Source organism: Xanthomonas sp. LF06-19 (assembly GCF_034105425.1).
Taxonomy (GTDB): domain Bacteria; phylum Pseudomonadota; class Gammaproteobacteria; order Xanthomonadales; family Xanthomonadaceae; genus Xanthomonas_A; species Xanthomonas_A sontii.
This window is the reverse complement of record NZ_JAXGGH010000008.1, coordinates 238,216-253,405: the sequence shown is the minus strand read 5'-3', so window position 1 is coordinate 253,405 and position 15,190 is coordinate 238,216. Positions and strand designations below refer to the sequence as shown.

The window sequence follows — 15,190 nt, the reverse complement described above, 5'->3', positions numbered from 1 at the left end:
GCGATTCCCCATTCCCGATTCCCCACTCCCAGCTTTTAGCGCCTCCCGCGTTCCTCGCGCGCGCGGATGCGTCGGTCGAACAGCACCGCGCTGACCACGATGCCCAGGCCCAGGATCACGCCGAGCAGGAACAGCACCATCGCGATGGCCGGGTAGCCGAACAGCTTGCTGCCGGTGTCGATGCGCATCATCTGCGTGGAGGCCAGGATCAGCGCGGCGGTGACGATGCCGGCGGCGACGCGGTTGGCGATCTTCTGCAGGCTCTCCATCAGCCGCGATTCCTCCAGCCCGGCCACGCGCACCTGCAGGCGGTTCTCCGCGGCCAGGGTGAGGATGTCGGAGATGCGGCGCGGGCCTTCGCGCAGCAGCGCCTGCAGCTCCATTGCCTCGCTGGCCAGGTTGGCCGCCGACAGCGACTTCTTCAGGCGCGCGCGCATCACGTGCTGCAACTGGTCCTCGACCACCACGCGCGTGTCCAGGTGCGGCGACAGCGCGCGGCACACCGCTTCCAGGTTGAGCAGGGTCTTGCCGAGCAGGCTCAGCTCCGGCGGCGTGCGCAGCCCGTAGGCGGTGGCGATGCGCACCAGGTCCAGCACCACCCGGCCTTCGGACATGGCGTCGTGCGCCGCGTAGCGGGCGATCATCTGCCCGGTCTCGCGCTGGTAGCGCTCCTCGTCGAAGTCCTCCAGGCGCGTGCTCAGCGCGATGGTTTCCTCGGCCACTTCCTCGCCGCGGCCGTCGACCGCGGCGAACAGCAGCTTGAGCAGGCGCTCGCGCAGCTTCGGCGGCACGTGCGCGACCATGCCCAGGTCGAAGATCGCCAGGCGTCCGTCGGCGAGCACGCGCAGGTTGCCCGGATGCGGATCGGCGTGGATCTCGCCGTGCACGAACATCTGGTCCAGGTAGCCGCGCACCAGCGCCGCGGCCAGGTCGTCCATCGGCTGCTCGGTGCGGCGCAGCCCGGAGATCTTGTCCACGCGCACGCCTTCGGCCAGCTGCATGGTCAGCACGCGGCGGCTGCTCAGGTCCCACACCGGCTGCGGCACCCACAGCTGCGGGAACGGCCGCAGGTGCTCGCCGAAGCGCGCCAGGTTCTCGGCCTCGGCCTCGTAGTTCAGTTCGGCCAGCAGCGCCTTGCCGAACTCGGCCAGCCAGTCGGCGAAGCGGATGCGCCGGCCCAGCCCGGTCAGCTTGTCGGCGGCGCTGGCGAAGCTGCGCAGCACCTCCAGGTCCGCGCGCACCTGCGCGGCGACCTCGGGCTTCTGCACCTTGATCGCCACCGGGGTGCCGTCGCGCAGCGCGGCGCGGTGCACCTGCGCCAGCGAGGCGCTGCCCAGCGGGGTGTCGTCGAAGGCGGAGAAGGCCTTGTTGATGCCGACGCCGAGCTCGGCCTCGACGATCTCGCGGATGCGTTCGCTCGGAATCGGCGTGGTGTTCTCCTGCATCCGCTCCAGGGCGGTGGCGAACTCCGGCGGCACCACGTCCGGGCGCGTGGACAGCATCTGCCCGAGCTTGACGAAGGTCGGGCCGAGCGCCTCCAGGTCGGTGACGAACTGTTCGGGCGTACCTTCCGGCGGCAGCTCGTGCTCGCCCTGGGCGGTCTCCATGTCCATGCCGGAAAACACCCCGGAGCTGCGGTAGCGCAGCAGCAGGCGCAGGATCTGGGTGCGGCGGCTGAGGCCGCCGATCACGTGCGGGGTGGCCGCAGCGTCGGGCGTCGCGCTCAAGGTGGGCTCCGGGCAAGGGATGGGCGCGATCGAGTGTGGCGACGGCCGGGTCGTCGCGTGGTGAATCCCGCTGCGCGTCGTGGATCGCAGGTGCTCGGGCGTGGTGCCGGCGGCAAGGTCGGCGACGGCGCTGTCGGCCAGCCCGGCGGCGGCCGTTGCTGGGACGACGCACCCACGGCGTATCCTGCCCCGCAACGAGAGCCAGAGAACAGCGCGCAGTTTTGCAGCAGGGTGAGTGGCGATGGCGGTGAGCGGGCAGGGATGCAACGGACGGTCGTGGTGCGTCGACCGATTGCAGATGACGCCAGCCACGCGACGTGCTGCACCGGCACCTTGCCTGTTCGGCAGGGCTCTCGACCGATGAGGTGGCGTCGGCTCGCGCTGCTGGCGGCTGGGGTGGTCGTGGTGCTGCTCGTGGCGGCCTGGCTGGGCGAGGACGGCGGCGGCATCGCCACCGAGGCGCGCACGGCGCTGCGGGCGCTGGCACGCGCGCTGTTCTGACGCGCCAAGGTCCGCTGGCCTCTGGCCGGCCGCCACGGCCGGCCTTACCCTTGGCCTCCGTTGCCCGTCGCCAGGAACGCCACCATGTCCTTCATCGTCTCGCATGCCGTTGGCCATGCCCGTGTGCTGTCGGCGCGTGCACGCCTGGCCTTGCTGCTTGTGCTGTTGTCGTCGACCGCGACCGCGACCGCGACCGCGACCGCGACCGCCGCGACGCAGACCCAGCGGTATGCCGGCGACGACTTCGACGCCAAGGCCTTCGCCGCCAGCACGCACCGCCGTTACGACCTGCAGGACTTCTCCGATCGCTACCGCGCCACCTTGGAGATCGAGGACAGCGGCGAGGTGTTCCGTCCCGGCATCGTGCGCGTGTTCGCCCGCGGCAATGCCACGCCGCTGCTCGAGGTGGCCTCGCCGGAGCTGGTGGTGGACACCGATGCGAAGAGCGGCAAGGTCAAGGCCAACGTGCACGAACTGCCGTACGGCGAGCAGAGCGTGCTGATCTACGACGATTTCAATTTCGACGGGATCAAGGACCTGGCGGTGATGGACGGGCAGAACAGCTGCTATCACGGCCCGTCCTACCAGGTGTACCTGGGCACCGCCGACGGATTCGAGGCCAGCCCCGGCTTCACCGAACTGGCGCAGAGCAACTGCGGCCTGTTCCAGGTGGATGCCAAGGCCCGCGAGATCCACACCATGACCAAGGATGGCTGTTGCTGGCACCAGTACGCGACGTATTCGGTACGCGACGGCGCGCCGCTGCTGGAGCGCGAGGTGGTGGAGGATGCGCGCAGCGAGGGGCCGGGCCTGGCGCAGGAGACGGTGTACCGCGACCGTGCCGGCAAGCGCGTGGCCGACATGCACTACCTGTGGGACGAGGAAGGCGAGACGGCGGTGGGTCAGCGCAAGATCCTGCTCGAGTTCCGCCTGGCGCCGGCTGGCAAGCGCATCGTGGTGTTCGCCAATGTCGGCGACGGCGCAAGCGGCGCGCCGTACTACGCGGCGCTTGGCGCGCAGCAGCGGGTGGATCTGCTGTATCCGGACGCGCAGGGCGAGGCGATGGACTACGACGCCGACCGCCATCTGCTCAGCTTCGCGCGTGGCGACACCACCTACCGCATCGTCGGCAACGCGCAGGGTGTGCCGCAGCGCATGGAGGTGGTGGTGCGCGGCAAGACTCAGCCGCTGGCGCTGCAGTCCGGTTCGGTGCGCGGATCGCTGCAGGCGGTGGCGCAGGTGCTGGACGCGGCGTCGGCGGAGTAGGGGGGCGACGGGGCGTTGCTCCGAAGCAACTGGCGATTTTGGCTTGCGCGCGTCGGGACTGAAGTCCCTCCCACAGTGCGCTCGGACAGCTCGCCGCAAGCCTTGTACGAGCGGCTTCAGCCGCGACGGGCATTCCCGAACACGCCTGCCGCCCCGATTGACCCATACCTGCCTCGCACCGCATCGGCCGACCCGACCGGCCGCTTCACCGCCACGCTGCGAACGCCCGCGCCACCGCTTCGGCGCCGGGATCGATCACGCCACGTAAGGCGTCCGCGGGCACCGCGGCAGCACGGCCGGCGCCGGCGCGGGTGAGTTGGGCGGTGGCATCGGCGCCTGCGCGGGCGGCGCGCGCGGCGGCCTCCACGTCGGCGCCCTGCGCCAGGGCGTCCAGTGCCGGCAGCAGCGCATCGAGCAGGGTGCGGTCGCCGCGTTGCGCGCCGCCGTAGTGCTGCATCCGCGCCACGCCGGCCTGCAGCGCCTGCACCCAGTCGCGGCCGTCCGCCAGCGCACCGGCAGCGGTGGTGAACAGGATCGACAGCAGCACGCCGCTGGAGCCGCCCATGCTGTGTTCGATCGTCGCCGCCAGGCCGCGCGCCAGTGCGGCAGCGTCGCCGGTGGCCAGCGCATCGGTGTCCAGCGCCTGCCGCAGGGCGCGCGCGCCGGCGGCGAAGGTGCTGCCGGCGTCGCCATCGCCGCTGCGCGCATCCAGCGCGTCCAGCTCGGCCTGCGCGGCGATCAGGGCTTGCGCCACCCGGCCCAGGGCCGCTGCGCACTGCGCATCGCGCGGGCCATCGCGGTGGCTGTCGTCGCGCTTCAGTGCCGGCGCAAAGGTCTGCACTGCATGCGGCACACGCACGCCGGGCCAGCCCAGGGTCTGCACCGGTGCCTGCAGTGCGGCCAGCACGTCGGCGTCGGCCGGGGCGAGGGTGATCGAGAAGCCGTGCATGTCCATCGAGGTCATCAGCGCTGCCGGCACCGGCATCAGCGCGACCCGCGCGACGCCGATGCGCTGCAACGCCAGCCGCGTCAGCACGCCCAGTTCCTGCGTCGAGCAGCCGCCGAGATCGTTGAGCATCAGCACCAGCGGCGCGTCGGCGCCCAGGCGGGCATCGGCCTGCGCCAGCAGCGGGTCCAGCACCAGCGCCAGTGCCTCTTCCACCGCGCCCGGCTGCACCGGCCGCGCACCGGGCTCGTTGTGGATGCCCAGCCCCAGTTCCGGCGCGCGGCGGCCGACCTGCTGGCCGGGTACGCTGCAACTGGACAGCGCCATGCCCAGCGACAGCAGGCGGTCGGCGAAGGCTTGGCCGCGCTGCGCCAGTTCGGCCAGCGGCACGCCCTCGCGCGCCAGGTGGCCCACGTACTTGTGCACCAGCACCGTGCCGGCGATGCCGCGCGGCTGCGCCGCGTCGGGCAGGGCAATGTCGTCGGCGACCAGTACGCTGGCCACGTCGATGCCCTCGGCACGGGCGCGCTCGGCGGCCAGGCCGAAGTTGAGCCGGTCGCCGGTGTAGTTCTTGATCACCAGCAGTACGCCGGGCGCGTCGGCGCAGGCGCGGATCGCCGCCAGCACCGCCTCCACCCCGGGCGAGGCGAACAGGTCGCCGGCGATGGCGCCGCTGAGCATGCCCGGGCCGACGAAGCCGGCATGCGCCGGTTCGTGCCCGGCGCCGCCGCCGGACAGCACCGCGACCTGGCGCGGATCGCGCACGGCTTGCAGCACGATGCGGGTGCCGCTGTCGGTCTCGGACAGCCGCAGTGGTTGCAGCATGGCCGCGGCCGCGAGCACGTCGTCGACGATGGCGCGGGGGGCGGTGAGGAACTGGTCCATGCGGGTGTCCTGTGCAGGCCGTGCGGCGGTGTGACGCACGATAGCCGGGCCGGCGTTACGCGCGGTTGAGGCCGGCCTGCTCACGCACCTGGTCGGCGGAATCGGCGAGAATCGCCCCTCACCCCGAACGGAATCCCCGCATGGCCGGCGCCAGCCTGTTCACCCTGCTCGACGATATCGCCACCCTGCTCGACGACGTGTCGATCCTGACCAAGGTCGCGGCCAAGAAGACCGCCGGCGTGCTCGGCGACGACCTGGCGCTGAACGCGCAGCAGGTGACCGGGGTGAACGCCGACCGCGAACTGCCGGTGGTGTGGGCGGTGGCCAAGGGCTCGCTGCTCAACAAGGCGATCCTGGTGCCGGCGGCGCTGGCGATCAGCGCCTGGCTGCCGTGGGCGATCACCCCGCTGATGATGATCGGCGGCGCCTTCCTCTGCTTCGAGGGCGTGGAGAAGCTGGCGCACCGCTTCCTGCATTCGAAGGAGGAGGACGCGGAACGTCACGCGCAGCAGGTGCAGGCGCTGGCCGACCAGCAGGTGGACGTGGTGGCGCTGGAGAAGGACAAGGTCAAGGGCGCGATCCGCACCGACTTCATCCTCTCGGCGGAGATCATCGTGCTGTCGCTGGGCGTGGTCGCCGGCGTGCCGTTCGTGCAGCAGGTCGCGGTGCTGGTGGCGATCGCGCTGGCGATGACCGCAGGCGTCTATGGGTTGGTCGCGGGCATCGTCAAGCTCGACGACCTGGGGCTGTACCTGAGCCGCAAGGGCGCCGCCGCCGCGACGATCGGCCGCGGCATCCTGTGGCTGGCGCCGTGGCTGATGCGCACGCTGTCGATCGCCGGCACCGCGGCGATGTTCCTGGTCGGCGGTGGCATCCTGGTGCACAGCATCGGCCCGCTGCACCATGCCATCCAGGCGATCGCCCCGACCGGCGGCCTGGGCAGCCTGGTGCTTGCGGTGGGCAATGCGGTGGTGGGAATCGTGGCCGGCGCGGTGGTGCTGGCGGTGGTGCTGGGCATCAAGAAGGTGCGGGAATAGGGATTCGGGATTGGAGATTCGGGATTCGTAACAGCGGCGCGCATTCCCGCTTTTGCCAATCCCCAATCCCGACTCCCCAATCCCGCGCCGGCCACGCCGGCGCCAGCTAGTCTGCCGACACCACCCGGTTCTTGCCGGCCTTCTTGGCCTCGTACAGCGCACGGTCGGCGCGGCGGATCAGCGCGTCCTGCGCTTCGCCGGGCTGGCGCAGCGCCACGCCGGCGCTGAAGCTGACGAACACGCGCTGGTCTTCGTGCACCACCGCGCGCTGGGCCAGCGCGCGCTGCACGCGGGTCACCGCCGCACTGGCCTCGAAGATCGTGCAGTCCGGCATCAGCAGCACGAACTCCTCGCCACCGAAGCGGGCGATGGCATCGCTGGCGCGCAACGTGGTGCGCGCCACCTCCACCACGTGGCGCAGCGCGCTGTCGCCGCCGGGGTGGCCGTAGGTCTCGTTGAGCTTGCGGAAATCGTCCAGGTCCAGCATCGCCACGCACAGTGGCTGCGCGCTGCGCTCGGTGCGCACCAGTTCGCGCACGAACAGGTCGTCCAGGCCGCGGCGATTGAGCGCGCCGGTGAGCTGGTCGACCCGCACCAGGCCGCTGACGTCCTGCAGTTCCTGCTCCAGGCGCAGGATGCGCTGCTCGGCCGCCTCCACCTCCTGGCGAGCGGCGATCAGGTGATCGCGCGCGCGCAGCGCCTGCTCCTGCACGTGGCTGGTGTCCTGCAGCACTTCCTGCAGCAGGCGGTTGAGGTCGGCGATGCTGCGCGCGTCGCGGATGGTCTGCGAGTAGTCGGCGATGCGGTCGTGGAATTCGCCGGTGCTGGCGGCCATGCCGTCCAGGTCCGCGACGAAGCTCAGCATCAGCTCCTTCATCGCCTCCTTGGATTCGGCGATGCCCTGCTTGAGCAGGCCCTGTTTGTAGATCACCTCGCGCAGGCTGCCGCGCGCCTCCTCGATCGAGTAGCGGTCCAGCGGCCCGGCGATCAGGTCGCGCACCACCGCGATCTGGCCCTGCAGCCAGCTGGTGTCGTCGAGCAGTTCGCCCACGTTCTCCAGCAGCAGGTCGAACAGGCTCAGCAACAGCGCCTGCTGCTCCTGGCCGTCGTTGGCGCGCAACGCGATCTGGTGGCACAGCTCACGCACCTGTTGCGCCACCGGTTCCAGCGGCTGCCCGGGACGCCACTGGCGCAGCGCCTCGCCGCTGGCCTCGGCCTCGCCGGCGAGCTCGGGCAGGGTGTGCAGCAGCGCCGCCAGCGCGCCGGCCACGGTCTGCCGCAGCAGGTCGCGTAGGCGCTCGCTGTCGCTGGGCCCGGCCAGCGGGTCGTCGACGTCGATGGTGCGGATGTACTTGTCGATCAGCTGGCGCAGTGCGCGGCCATAGCTGGGCCAGTCGCCGCTGCTCGCCGCCGACTGCAGGCGCCTGCCCATGTCGCCCAGCTCGCCGTGCAGCGAGGCCATGCCGTCGGCGAAGGCGCCGAGCAGGCTTTGCGGCTCGTGCGCCTCCTGGAACAGGCGGATCAGCGCGGCGGTGGCGGCAGCCGGATCGGTGGCCGCCTCCGCGGGCGGCGCCGCGTGGCCGTGCTTGTGCCCGTGGCCGTGCCCCTGCGCGCGCGCCGGCAGCGTCGCGGCCGTCGTCGGCGCGGGATCGCGCCGACGTGGCGACAGCAGCTTGCGCAGTCCGCTGATCGGCGGCTCGTCGCGTTGATCCGACATGCCAGCCGGCTCCTCCCCAGGTCAAGGCGCCGCCCATGCTGGCGCTCAGGAACTGGATATCGGCGCTGGCGGCGCGTGCTTGAGCCGGCGGGCGCCGTGTCTGTGAAGAGGACTCCATGGCGGCCGTACCCTTACCCCCGGCCCCTTGCTTCCTTCTCCCTTCGGGACCATGGCCCCCTTTTCGGGGGAAGGTGCCCCGGAGGGGCGGATGAGGGGGCGGTTCGCTAGGGAGGTGTCTGGGGGAAGAGGTTCCCTAGCCGTCGCACCCTCACCCCCAGCCCCTCTCCCGGAGGGAGAGGGGAGCGTGTGCCGCGGCGCCGTGCAAGACGCGCACGACGCTGGCACTCTGGCGGCCGCGCCTGCCGCCGGCGCGCACACTTCCACGGAGACTGAGCATGGCCGATCCCCGCGAACCGCTGCTGCATCCCGTTCCGATCCTGTCCCTGCGTCCCACGCAGATGACCGTGGGCATGCGCGAGGTGAAGGAGAAGCGCAAGCGCTGGCGCGCGCACGCGTCCAAGCACAAGCAGGCAGAGCTGCTCGGCACGCACATGATCCCGGTGGTGCTGGGACCGGATGGCCGCTACTACGTGGTCGATCACCACCATCTGGCGCGGGCACTGCTCGACGAAGGGGTGGAGGACATCCTGGTCACGGTGATCGCCGACCTCAGCATGGTCGACAAGGCCGCGCTGTGGAGCGTGCTGGATCATCGCCGCTGGGCCTATCCCTACGACGCCAAGGGCGAGCGCCGCCCGTTCAAGGACATGCCCACCTCCATCGCCGACCTGAAGGACGATCCCTACCGCAGCCTCGCCGGCGAGGTGCGCCGCGCGGGCGGCTACGCCAAGGACACCACGCCGTTCAGCGAGTTCCTGTGGGCCGACCTGTTCCGCCGCCGGCTGCGGCGCCGCGACGTCAAGGAGGATTTCGCCCGTTCCATGGAGACCGCGCTCGCGCTCGCCAAGAGCAAGGAGGCGAGCTATTTGCCGGGCTGGTGCGGGCCGCTGTCCGACGACTGATCCGGCGTGGCGTCATGCGCCGGCCTGCCGCCCAGGAGTGCGTGCAGGGCGCGTTCGACGCGGCCGCCGAACAGCAGGATGACGAAGGCGATGGCCAGCGACACGGCCACGATCTGCCACTGGCCGGCGCCGCACATGATGCCGACGCAGGCGGTGAGCCAGACACAGGCGGCGCTGGTCAGGCCATGCACCCGCACATGTTTCTGGGTGTGATAGATGACGCCGGCGCCGAGGAAACCGATGCCGGTGAGGATGCCCTGGATGACGCGGCTGCCGGCATCGGTGAAGCCGCCCTTGCCGAGCGGGTCGGCCAGCAGCACCACCATCGCGGTGGCCAGGCCGACCAGGCCCAGCGTGCGGATGCCGATCGGCTTGCCGTGCAGGTCGCGGTTCAAGCCGATCGCCGCGCCGGCGAGGGCGGCGATCCCCAGGCGCACGGCGATCTCGGACAGGTCGGTCAAGGCAGGTCTCCCGGTGGATGTGTCGCCGCAGGCGGCCGGCCCATCATAGGCAACCCAACCGCGGGCGCCGCGTGCATGCCGTCGGCTGGCCTCAGAGCGCGGCGCGCACGTCGTCCAGGCTGGGCGGATTGGCGCCGGCGCGGGTGCAGTTGATCGCTGCGGCGGCCACGCAGAACTGCAGCAGGCGCTCCAGCGCGGCCGGCTCGCTGCCCAGCGCCGCCAGCGCAGCCGGATCGGGCAACTGCTGCAGCAGTGCCGCCTGGAAGCTGTCGCCGGCACCGACCGTATCGACCACCTGCACCACGCGGCCGGGCACACGCGCTTCGCTGTCGCCGCGCCAGGCCACCGCGCCGTCGCCGCCCAGGGTCATCACCACCAGCGACGGCCCCTGCTGTAGCCAGCTGCGGGCGATGGCGAACGGATCCTGCTGCGGATACAGCAGCTCGATGTCCTCCTGGCTGACCTTGACCACGTGCGCCAGCGCGATCCAGCGCGCCAGCCGCGCGCGCCATACCGCCATGTCCGGCTCCACCGTCGGCCGCACGTTCGGGTCCAGCGAGATCAGCCGCTGTCCGCGCTCGCGCTCGGCCAGCGCCTGGAAGGTGCTGGCGGTGGTCTCGGCGACCAGGGTGTAGGAGCCGAAATGCAGGCCGCCGACGCGCGCGTCCAGCGCCGGCAGGTCGGCCTCGGTCAGCGCGCGATCGGCGCAGCCGGTGCCGTAGAAGGCGTAGTTGGGCACGCCGCCGGCGTCGAGCGCGACCATCACCAGGGTGGTGGCCTCGCGCTTGTCGATGCAGTAGTCCAGGGCCACGCCTTCGCCTTCGAGGGTGGCGCGCAGCTGGCGGCCGAGCGGGTCGGTGGACAGGCCGGTGAACAGCGCCGACGGCGCGCCCAGGCGGGCCAGGCCGATCGCCACGTTGAACGGCGAACCGCCCTGGCGCGCGGTCATCGCGACCGAGGTGCCGGCATAGCCGTCGATGAAGATGTCGTACAAGGCCTCTCCGCACACCACGAACATCGAACCGCTCCTCATCAGGTTGCAGCGCGCCGGCCGGCGCGATGGGGCGGCTATTGTGGCGTACCTGCTGCGGCGCGGCGACCGGGGGTGGGGCAGGCAGGAGCATGCGAGGACCAGGCTGGCTGGCGCCCCGAACCCTCATCCGCCCCTGCGGGGCACCTTCCCCCGAAAAGGGGGCCATGGTCCCGAGGGGAGAAGGGAACAGCCGTGCGGCCATAGCCCCTCTCCCCCCGGGAGAGGGGTTGGGGTGAGGGTACGAGCGCGCAGCGCCTCATAGCCCACCGCCCGCCGCAAACATCCCAGACAGCACCTTGCCACCACCCCTGCGATAGTCGCCCCTCCCAGCCAACACCAAGGCCGTTCACATGAAAATCCTGCTCGCCGGCGCCACCGGCCTGGTCGGCGGCCACGCGCTGACCCAGTTGCTGGCCGAGCCGGCCTGCAGCGCGGTGATCGCGCCGACCCGGCGCGCGCTGGAGTTGGTCCATCCCAAGCTGCACAACCCGGTGCTCGACTTCGACGCGCTGCCGGCACAGGCGCCCTGGTGGCAGGTGCAGGCGGCGATCTGCGCGCTCGGCACCACGATGCGTCAGGCCGGCTCACGCGCGGCGTTCCGTCGGGTCGATCACGACTATCCGCTGGCGATCGCGCGGCTGCTGCGCCAGCACGGCACCGAGGCCTTCGCGCTGAACTCCGCGCTGGGCGCGAATCCGCGGTCATGGGCGTTCTACAACCGGGTCAAGGGCGATCTGGAACACGACCTGCGCGTGCTCGGCTTTCCGTCGCTGACCCTGGTGCGGCCGGGCCTGATCGGCGGCGAGCGTGCGCAACGACGCCGCGGCGAGCATGCCGCCAGCGTGGTGTTGCGTGCGCTCGGGCCGTTGCTGCCGCGGCGCTACCGGATCAATCCGGCCGGACGCATCGCCGCGGCGCTGGTCGATGCCGCGCTGCGGCCGCGCCCGGGCGTGCAGGTGATCGAGGCGGCGCAGTTGGCTTAGGAGCGGGGATTGGGGAGTGGGGATTCGGGATGGGAGATTGCGCGCGAGCGCAGCATCGCGCTCGCGACGCACTTCAGGCGCCCAGCGACTGCCCACCGTCCACCGCCAGCACCTGGCCGGTGATCCAGCGCGCCTGCGGCGAGGCCAGGAACAGCGCCGCGTTGGCGACGTCGTCGATCGCGCCGAAGGCGCCGAACGGAATGCTCGCGCGGATCTGCCGGTACAGCTCGGGCTGCTGCTGGCGACGCTGCTCCCACAGGCCGCCGGGGAACTCGATGGAACCGGGTGCGATCGCATTGACCCGGATCCGCTCGCGCGCCAGCTGCGTCGCCAGGGTGGTCGTGTAATAGTTCAGCGCCGCCTTCGCCGCCGAGTACGCCGGCACCCGCGGCGTCGGCCGCAGGCCGTTGATCGAGCTGATGTTGAGGATGCAGCCGCGACCACTGCCGCGCAGCTGCGGCAACGCGGCGCGGTTGCAGCGCACCGCGGCCATCAGGTCGATGTCGAAGCCGGCCTGCCAGCTCGCATCGTCGTCGCCATGGCCGTAGCCGGAGGCGTTGTTGATCATCACGTCGATGCCACCCAGTGCGTCCGCGGCCTGGGCCACCCAGGTCTGGATCTGCGCGGCGTCGGCCAGATCGCAGCACTGCGCCGCGACCGGGTGGCCGTGGCGCTGCAACTGCGCGGTGGCGTCGGCCAGCGGCGCGGGACTGCGCGCGCAGATCGCCACTGCGGCGCCATGGCGGGCGAAGGCATCGGCGATCGCCAGGCCGATCCCGCGGCTGGCGCCGGCGACGAGCACGCGGTATCCCGCGAAAGCGGACGGATCGGTCATCGGTGGCTCCTGCGTGCCGTGGGGCGTGCGCCGATTATCCGCGCAATCCGCAGCGCGTGGCCGCTTCTGGCACCATGGCGGCCGTCGTACGCGCCGTCCGTCGGTGCGCCCGCCGCGCCGTCGCCCTGCGATGACCGCCGCATTCCCTTTCCAGGATTTCCCGCAGTGAAGAAGACCTACCGGCTCCGCATCGAAGGCAAGCATCCCGACCGCCTGCTCGACGCCGCCAAGCACGACATCCGCAAGTACATCCGCCGCGAGCGCCGCAAGACCTTGCCGGCCGGTGCGGACTACTGGGATTTCGACACCCTGTTCGGCACCGAGGAAGCCACCGCCGCGGTGCTGCCGCCGGCCGAACTGCTGCGTGCGGTCGACGCGCTGGTCGCCGCCGGCGGCGAGCAGTTCTACGTGGAGATCCGCAGCCGCGCGTGCACGCGGCCGCCGCGGGCCAAGGGCGTGCAGGGCGAAAGCGAGCACGATCCCTTCGAAGACTAAGCGCGATTCGGCGTGCCTGTCGCGCCGGGGGCGGCGCCGTGGCATCGACGTGCGACGCCAGGCCACTGCCCGCGCCCTTTGGCATTGCTGCAGCGCCTGCTGTGTTGCGGCAGGCCTTCCAGACGTTTCTGGCCGGAGGGCCGACTGCGGCACGCGTTGGCGCGGACGCTCCTGGCGTCCTTGGTCGGATCCGTCCGACAAGCCCGCGTAGCATGGCGACGCGGTCGGTCTGATGTTCTGGCCGGAAACGTGCCTGATCTCGGCACGCGTCTGTGTGGCGACGGATGCCGCAGTAAAGCGTGGTACAGCCCACGCGGCGCCGCTCAGCCGCTCGCGGGCGGCTCCCCGCCCTGCGCACGCGCCGCGCGCAGCCTGTCCTTCTTGCTCGGCCGCTTGCCCTTGACGCCACCGGTGGAGGTGGCGGCTTCCGTGGACGCCGCGGCGGCTGGCGCCGGCGCAGGCGTCGGCTCGAAACCGGGGATGCGTTCGCGCGGCACGCGCACGCCCTGGCGTTTCTCGATCAGGCGCAGGTGCGCCGCGCTGGCGACATCGACGAAGCTGAGCGCCTGACCTTCGGCGCCGGCGCGCGCGCTGCGGCCGACGCGATGGGTGTAGTCCGCGGTGGAACGCGGCAGGTCGTAGTTCACCACCACCGGCAGCGCGGCGATGTCGATGCCGCGCGCGGCCAGGTCGGTGGTCACCAGCACGCGCAGCTGCTGCTGACGGAACGCGTCCAGGGTGCGCTGACGCCGGCCCTGGGCGAGGTCGCCGTGCAGCGGTTGCGCGGCGATGCCGGCCTTGCTCAGCGCCGTGGCGACCTGCTCGGTGCTGCGCCGGCTGGCCACGAACACCAGCGCGCGCGGCCAGGCCTCGTGGTCCAGCAGATGCTGCAGCAGGGCCAGACGCCGGTCGCTGTCGACCTCGATCGCGCGCTGGCGCAGCGTCGCCGGGATCGGTGCGGCGTCGGCGGCGTCGCCGATGCGTCGCGGCGCGCGCAGCAGGCGCGTGGCCAGCGCCGCGATCGGGGCTGGCAGGGTGGCCGAGAACAACAGGGTCTGCCGCGTCGGCGGCAGCAGTTGCAGTAGCCGCTCCAGTTCGGCGCCGAAGCCCAGGTCGAGCAGGCGGTCGGCCTCGTCCAGCACCAGGTGCGCCACCGCGTCCAGTTGTAGCGCGCGCTGCGCCAGCAGGTCGAGCAGACGCCCGGGCGTGGCCACCACCACGTCGGCGCCGCCGCGCAGCGCCAGCATCTGCGGATTGATCGAGACGCCGCCGACCGCCACCACCACCCGCGGCCGCCGCGGCAATTCCAGGCCCAGCGCGACGAAGGTATCGGCGACCTGCACCGCCAGTTCGCGGGTCGGCAACAGCACCAGCACGCGGGTGGAGCGCGCCGGCCTGGCCGCCTGCGCGCAGGCCTGCAGCAACGGCAGCGCGAACGCCGCGGTCTTGCCGGAACCGGTCTGCGCCATGGCCAGCAGATCGTGGCCGGCGACGATCTGCGGCACCGCCTGCTGCTGGATCGGCGTGGGCGTCTGCCAGCCGACGCGCGCGAGCGCGGCGGCGAAGGCGGGATACAGCGCGGGCGACAGACCGAGGGAAGCGAACGGCATCGGGAGGGGCAGCAAAGGTGAGACTGGACAGTATCGCCGACCTGGCGTGCGCGCGGCTTCCGTCGTGACGCGTCTGGCCATCGCGCGTCGCGGCTGATCCCGAAAAGGGGACAAGAGCCGCTCCCACAAGGGCGGGCGGCGAGCTCGCCGGATGCACTGTGGGAGAGACTTCAGTCCCGACGCATTGCGGCATCGGAAAGCACGCCACTTCGCGCGTCGCGGCTGATCCCGAAAAGGGGACAAGAGCCGCTCCCACAAGGGCGTGCGGCGAGCTCGCCGAGTGCACTGTGGGAGGGACTTCAGTCCCGACGCATTGCGGCATCGGAAAGCACGCCGCTTGCCCGTCGCGGCTGAAGCCGCTCCCACAAGGGCGTGCGGCGAGCTCGCCGAGTGCACTGTGGGAGGGACTTCAGTCCCGACGCATTGCGGCACCGGAAAGCACTCCGCTTGCCCGTCGCGGCCGAAGCCGCTCCCACAAGGGCTTGCGGCGAGCTCGCCGGGTGTACTGGGGGATGGACCTCAATCCCGACGCATTGCGGCATCGGAAAGCACGCCGCTTCGCCCGTCGCGGCTGATCCCGAAAAGGGGACAAGCGCCGCTCCTACGCGACGATCGGCGAGAGCAGCTGTTGCCAATCCCCAATCCCCAATCCCCAATCCCCAATCCCGAACT

Annotated in this window: 13 protein-coding genes; 6 read left to right on the top strand and 7 right to left on the bottom strand. The window is 71.6% G+C overall.

Features of this window, described 5'->3' with window-relative positions; translation table 11 throughout:
• Positions 1-35 precede the first annotated feature (35 nt).
• Positions 36-1,727 carry an AarF/UbiB family protein gene (locus tag SLW55_RS16740; protein ID WP_017908463.1) on the bottom strand — a complete coding sequence of 564 codons (1,692 nt, stop codon included), beginning with the start codon at positions 1,725-1,727 and terminating at the stop codon, positions 36-38.
• 360 nt (positions 1,728-2,087) lie between these two features.
• On the opposite strand from SLW55_RS16740, the gene SLW55_RS16735 reads away from it, so the two are divergent.
• The gene (locus SLW55_RS16735) at positions 2,088-2,228 is read left to right on the top strand and encodes a hypothetical protein (RefSeq protein ID WP_017915346.1); all 141 of its coding nucleotides are present in this window, start codon (positions 2,088-2,090) and stop codon (positions 2,226-2,228) included.
• 84 nt (positions 2,229-2,312) lie between these two features.
• Positions 2,313-3,494 carry a hypothetical protein gene (locus tag SLW55_RS16730; protein ID WP_320745430.1) on the top strand — a complete coding sequence of 394 codons (1,182 nt, stop codon included), beginning with the start codon at positions 2,313-2,315 and terminating at the stop codon, positions 3,492-3,494.
• Between the two features lie 205 nt (positions 3,495-3,699).
• Here the strand turns inward: SLW55_RS16730 and SLW55_RS16725 are convergent, their stop codons facing one another.
• Positions 3,700-5,325 carry a dihydroxyacetone kinase subunit DhaK gene (locus SLW55_RS16725; protein WP_320745429.1) on the bottom strand — a complete coding sequence of 542 codons (1,626 nt, stop codon included), beginning with the start codon at positions 5,323-5,325 and terminating at the stop codon, positions 3,700-3,702.
• A gap of 140 nt (positions 5,326-5,465) precedes the next feature.
• Here SLW55_RS16725 and SLW55_RS16720 point away from each other — a divergent pair, with 140 nt between their 5' ends.
• The gene (locus SLW55_RS16720) at positions 5,466-6,362 is read left to right on the top strand and encodes a DUF808 domain-containing protein (RefSeq protein WP_320745428.1); all 897 of its coding nucleotides are present in this window, start codon (positions 5,466-5,468) and stop codon (positions 6,360-6,362) included.
• A gap of 106 nt (positions 6,363-6,468) precedes the next feature.
• Here SLW55_RS16720 and SLW55_RS16715 read toward each other — a convergent pair whose 3' ends face one another.
• A complete protein-coding gene (locus SLW55_RS16715) occupies positions 6,469-8,079 on the bottom strand; it encodes a diguanylate cyclase (protein ID WP_320745427.1) in 1,611 nt (536 codons plus the stop codon).
• A gap of 395 nt (positions 8,080-8,474) precedes the next feature.
• Here SLW55_RS16715 and SLW55_RS16710 point away from each other — a divergent pair, with 395 nt between their 5' ends.
• Positions 8,475-9,101, top strand: coding sequence for a ParB-like protein (locus tag SLW55_RS16710; RefSeq protein WP_017914002.1), 627 nt, complete (start codon positions 8,475-8,477; stop codon positions 9,099-9,101).
• On the opposite strand, the gene SLW55_RS16705 is transcribed toward SLW55_RS16710, so the two are convergent.
• Both SLW55_RS16705 and SLW55_RS16700 read right to left on the bottom strand, forming a co-directional pair.
• Positions 9,062-9,562, bottom strand: coding sequence for an MgtC/SapB family protein (locus SLW55_RS16705; RefSeq protein ID WP_017907901.1), 501 nt, complete (start codon positions 9,560-9,562; stop codon positions 9,062-9,064). The two genes, SLW55_RS16710 and SLW55_RS16705, sit on opposite strands and share 40 nt — an antisense overlap.
• A gap of 91 nt (positions 9,563-9,653) precedes the next feature.
• On the bottom strand, positions 9,654-10,580 hold the full coding sequence (locus SLW55_RS16700; protein WP_267100603.1) for a carbohydrate kinase: 927 nt from the start codon (positions 10,578-10,580) through the stop codon (positions 9,654-9,656).
• Positions 10,581-10,945: 365 nt separating this feature from the next.
• Here SLW55_RS16700 and SLW55_RS16695 point away from each other — a divergent pair, with 365 nt between their 5' ends.
• Positions 10,946-11,578 carry an NAD-dependent dehydratase gene (locus SLW55_RS16695; RefSeq protein WP_320745426.1) on the top strand — a complete coding sequence of 211 codons (633 nt, stop codon included), beginning with the start codon at positions 10,946-10,948 and terminating at the stop codon, positions 11,576-11,578.
• Positions 11,579-11,651: 73 nt separating this feature from the next.
• Here the strand turns inward: SLW55_RS16695 and SLW55_RS16690 are convergent, their stop codons facing one another.
• A complete protein-coding gene (locus tag SLW55_RS16690) occupies positions 11,652-12,413 on the bottom strand; it encodes an SDR family NAD(P)-dependent oxidoreductase (RefSeq protein ID WP_017909717.1) in 762 nt (253 codons plus the stop codon).
• A gap of 165 nt (positions 12,414-12,578) precedes the next feature.
• On the opposite strand from SLW55_RS16690, the gene SLW55_RS16685 reads away from it, so the two are divergent.
• Positions 12,579-12,908, top strand: a complete 330-nt coding sequence (locus SLW55_RS16685) for a DUF6172 family protein (RefSeq protein WP_152236762.1) — start codon at positions 12,579-12,581, stop codon at positions 12,906-12,908.
• 323 nt (positions 12,909-13,231) lie between these two features.
• Here SLW55_RS16685 and SLW55_RS16680 read toward each other — a convergent pair whose 3' ends face one another.
• Positions 13,232-14,518 (bottom strand): DEAD/DEAH box helicase, encoded by a 1,287-nt coding sequence (locus SLW55_RS16680; protein WP_267121888.1) that lies wholly within the window; start codon positions 14,516-14,518, stop codon positions 13,232-13,234.
• Positions 14,519-15,190 lie beyond the last annotated feature (672 nt).

Bases quoted from the DNA above. Each gene is read 5' to 3' on its own strand.
- SLW55_RS16735 (WP_017915346.1), top strand. From the start codon at position 2,088: ATGAGGTGGCGTCGGCTCGCGCTGCTGGCGGCTGGGGTGGTCGTGGTG.
- SLW55_RS16730 (WP_320745430.1), top strand. From the start codon at position 2,313: ATGTCCTTCATCGTCTCGCATGCCGTTGGCCATGCCCGTGTGCTGTCG.
- SLW55_RS16725 (WP_320745429.1), bottom strand. From the start codon at position 5,325: ATGGACCAGTTCCTCACCGCCCCCCGCGCCATCGTCGACGACGTGCTC.
- SLW55_RS16720 (WP_320745428.1), top strand. From the start codon at position 5,466: ATGGCCGGCGCCAGCCTGTTCACCCTGCTCGACGATATCGCCACCCTG.
- SLW55_RS16715 (WP_320745427.1), bottom strand. From the start codon at position 8,079: ATGTCGGATCAACGCGACGAGCCGCCGATCAGCGGACTGCGCAAGCTG.
- SLW55_RS16710 (WP_017914002.1), top strand. From the start codon at position 8,475: ATGGCCGATCCCCGCGAACCGCTGCTGCATCCCGTTCCGATCCTGTCC.
- SLW55_RS16700 (WP_267100603.1), bottom strand. From the start codon at position 10,580: ATGTTCGTGGTGTGCGGAGAGGCCTTGTACGACATCTTCATCGACGGC.
- SLW55_RS16695 (WP_320745426.1), top strand. From the start codon at position 10,946: ATGAAAATCCTGCTCGCCGGCGCCACCGGCCTGGTCGGCGGCCACGCG.
- SLW55_RS16690 (WP_017909717.1), bottom strand. From the start codon at position 12,413: ATGACCGATCCGTCCGCTTTCGCGGGATACCGCGTGCTCGTCGCCGGC.
- SLW55_RS16680 (WP_267121888.1), bottom strand. From the start codon at position 14,518: ATGCCGTTCGCTTCCCTCGGTCTGTCGCCCGCGCTGTATCCCGCCTTC.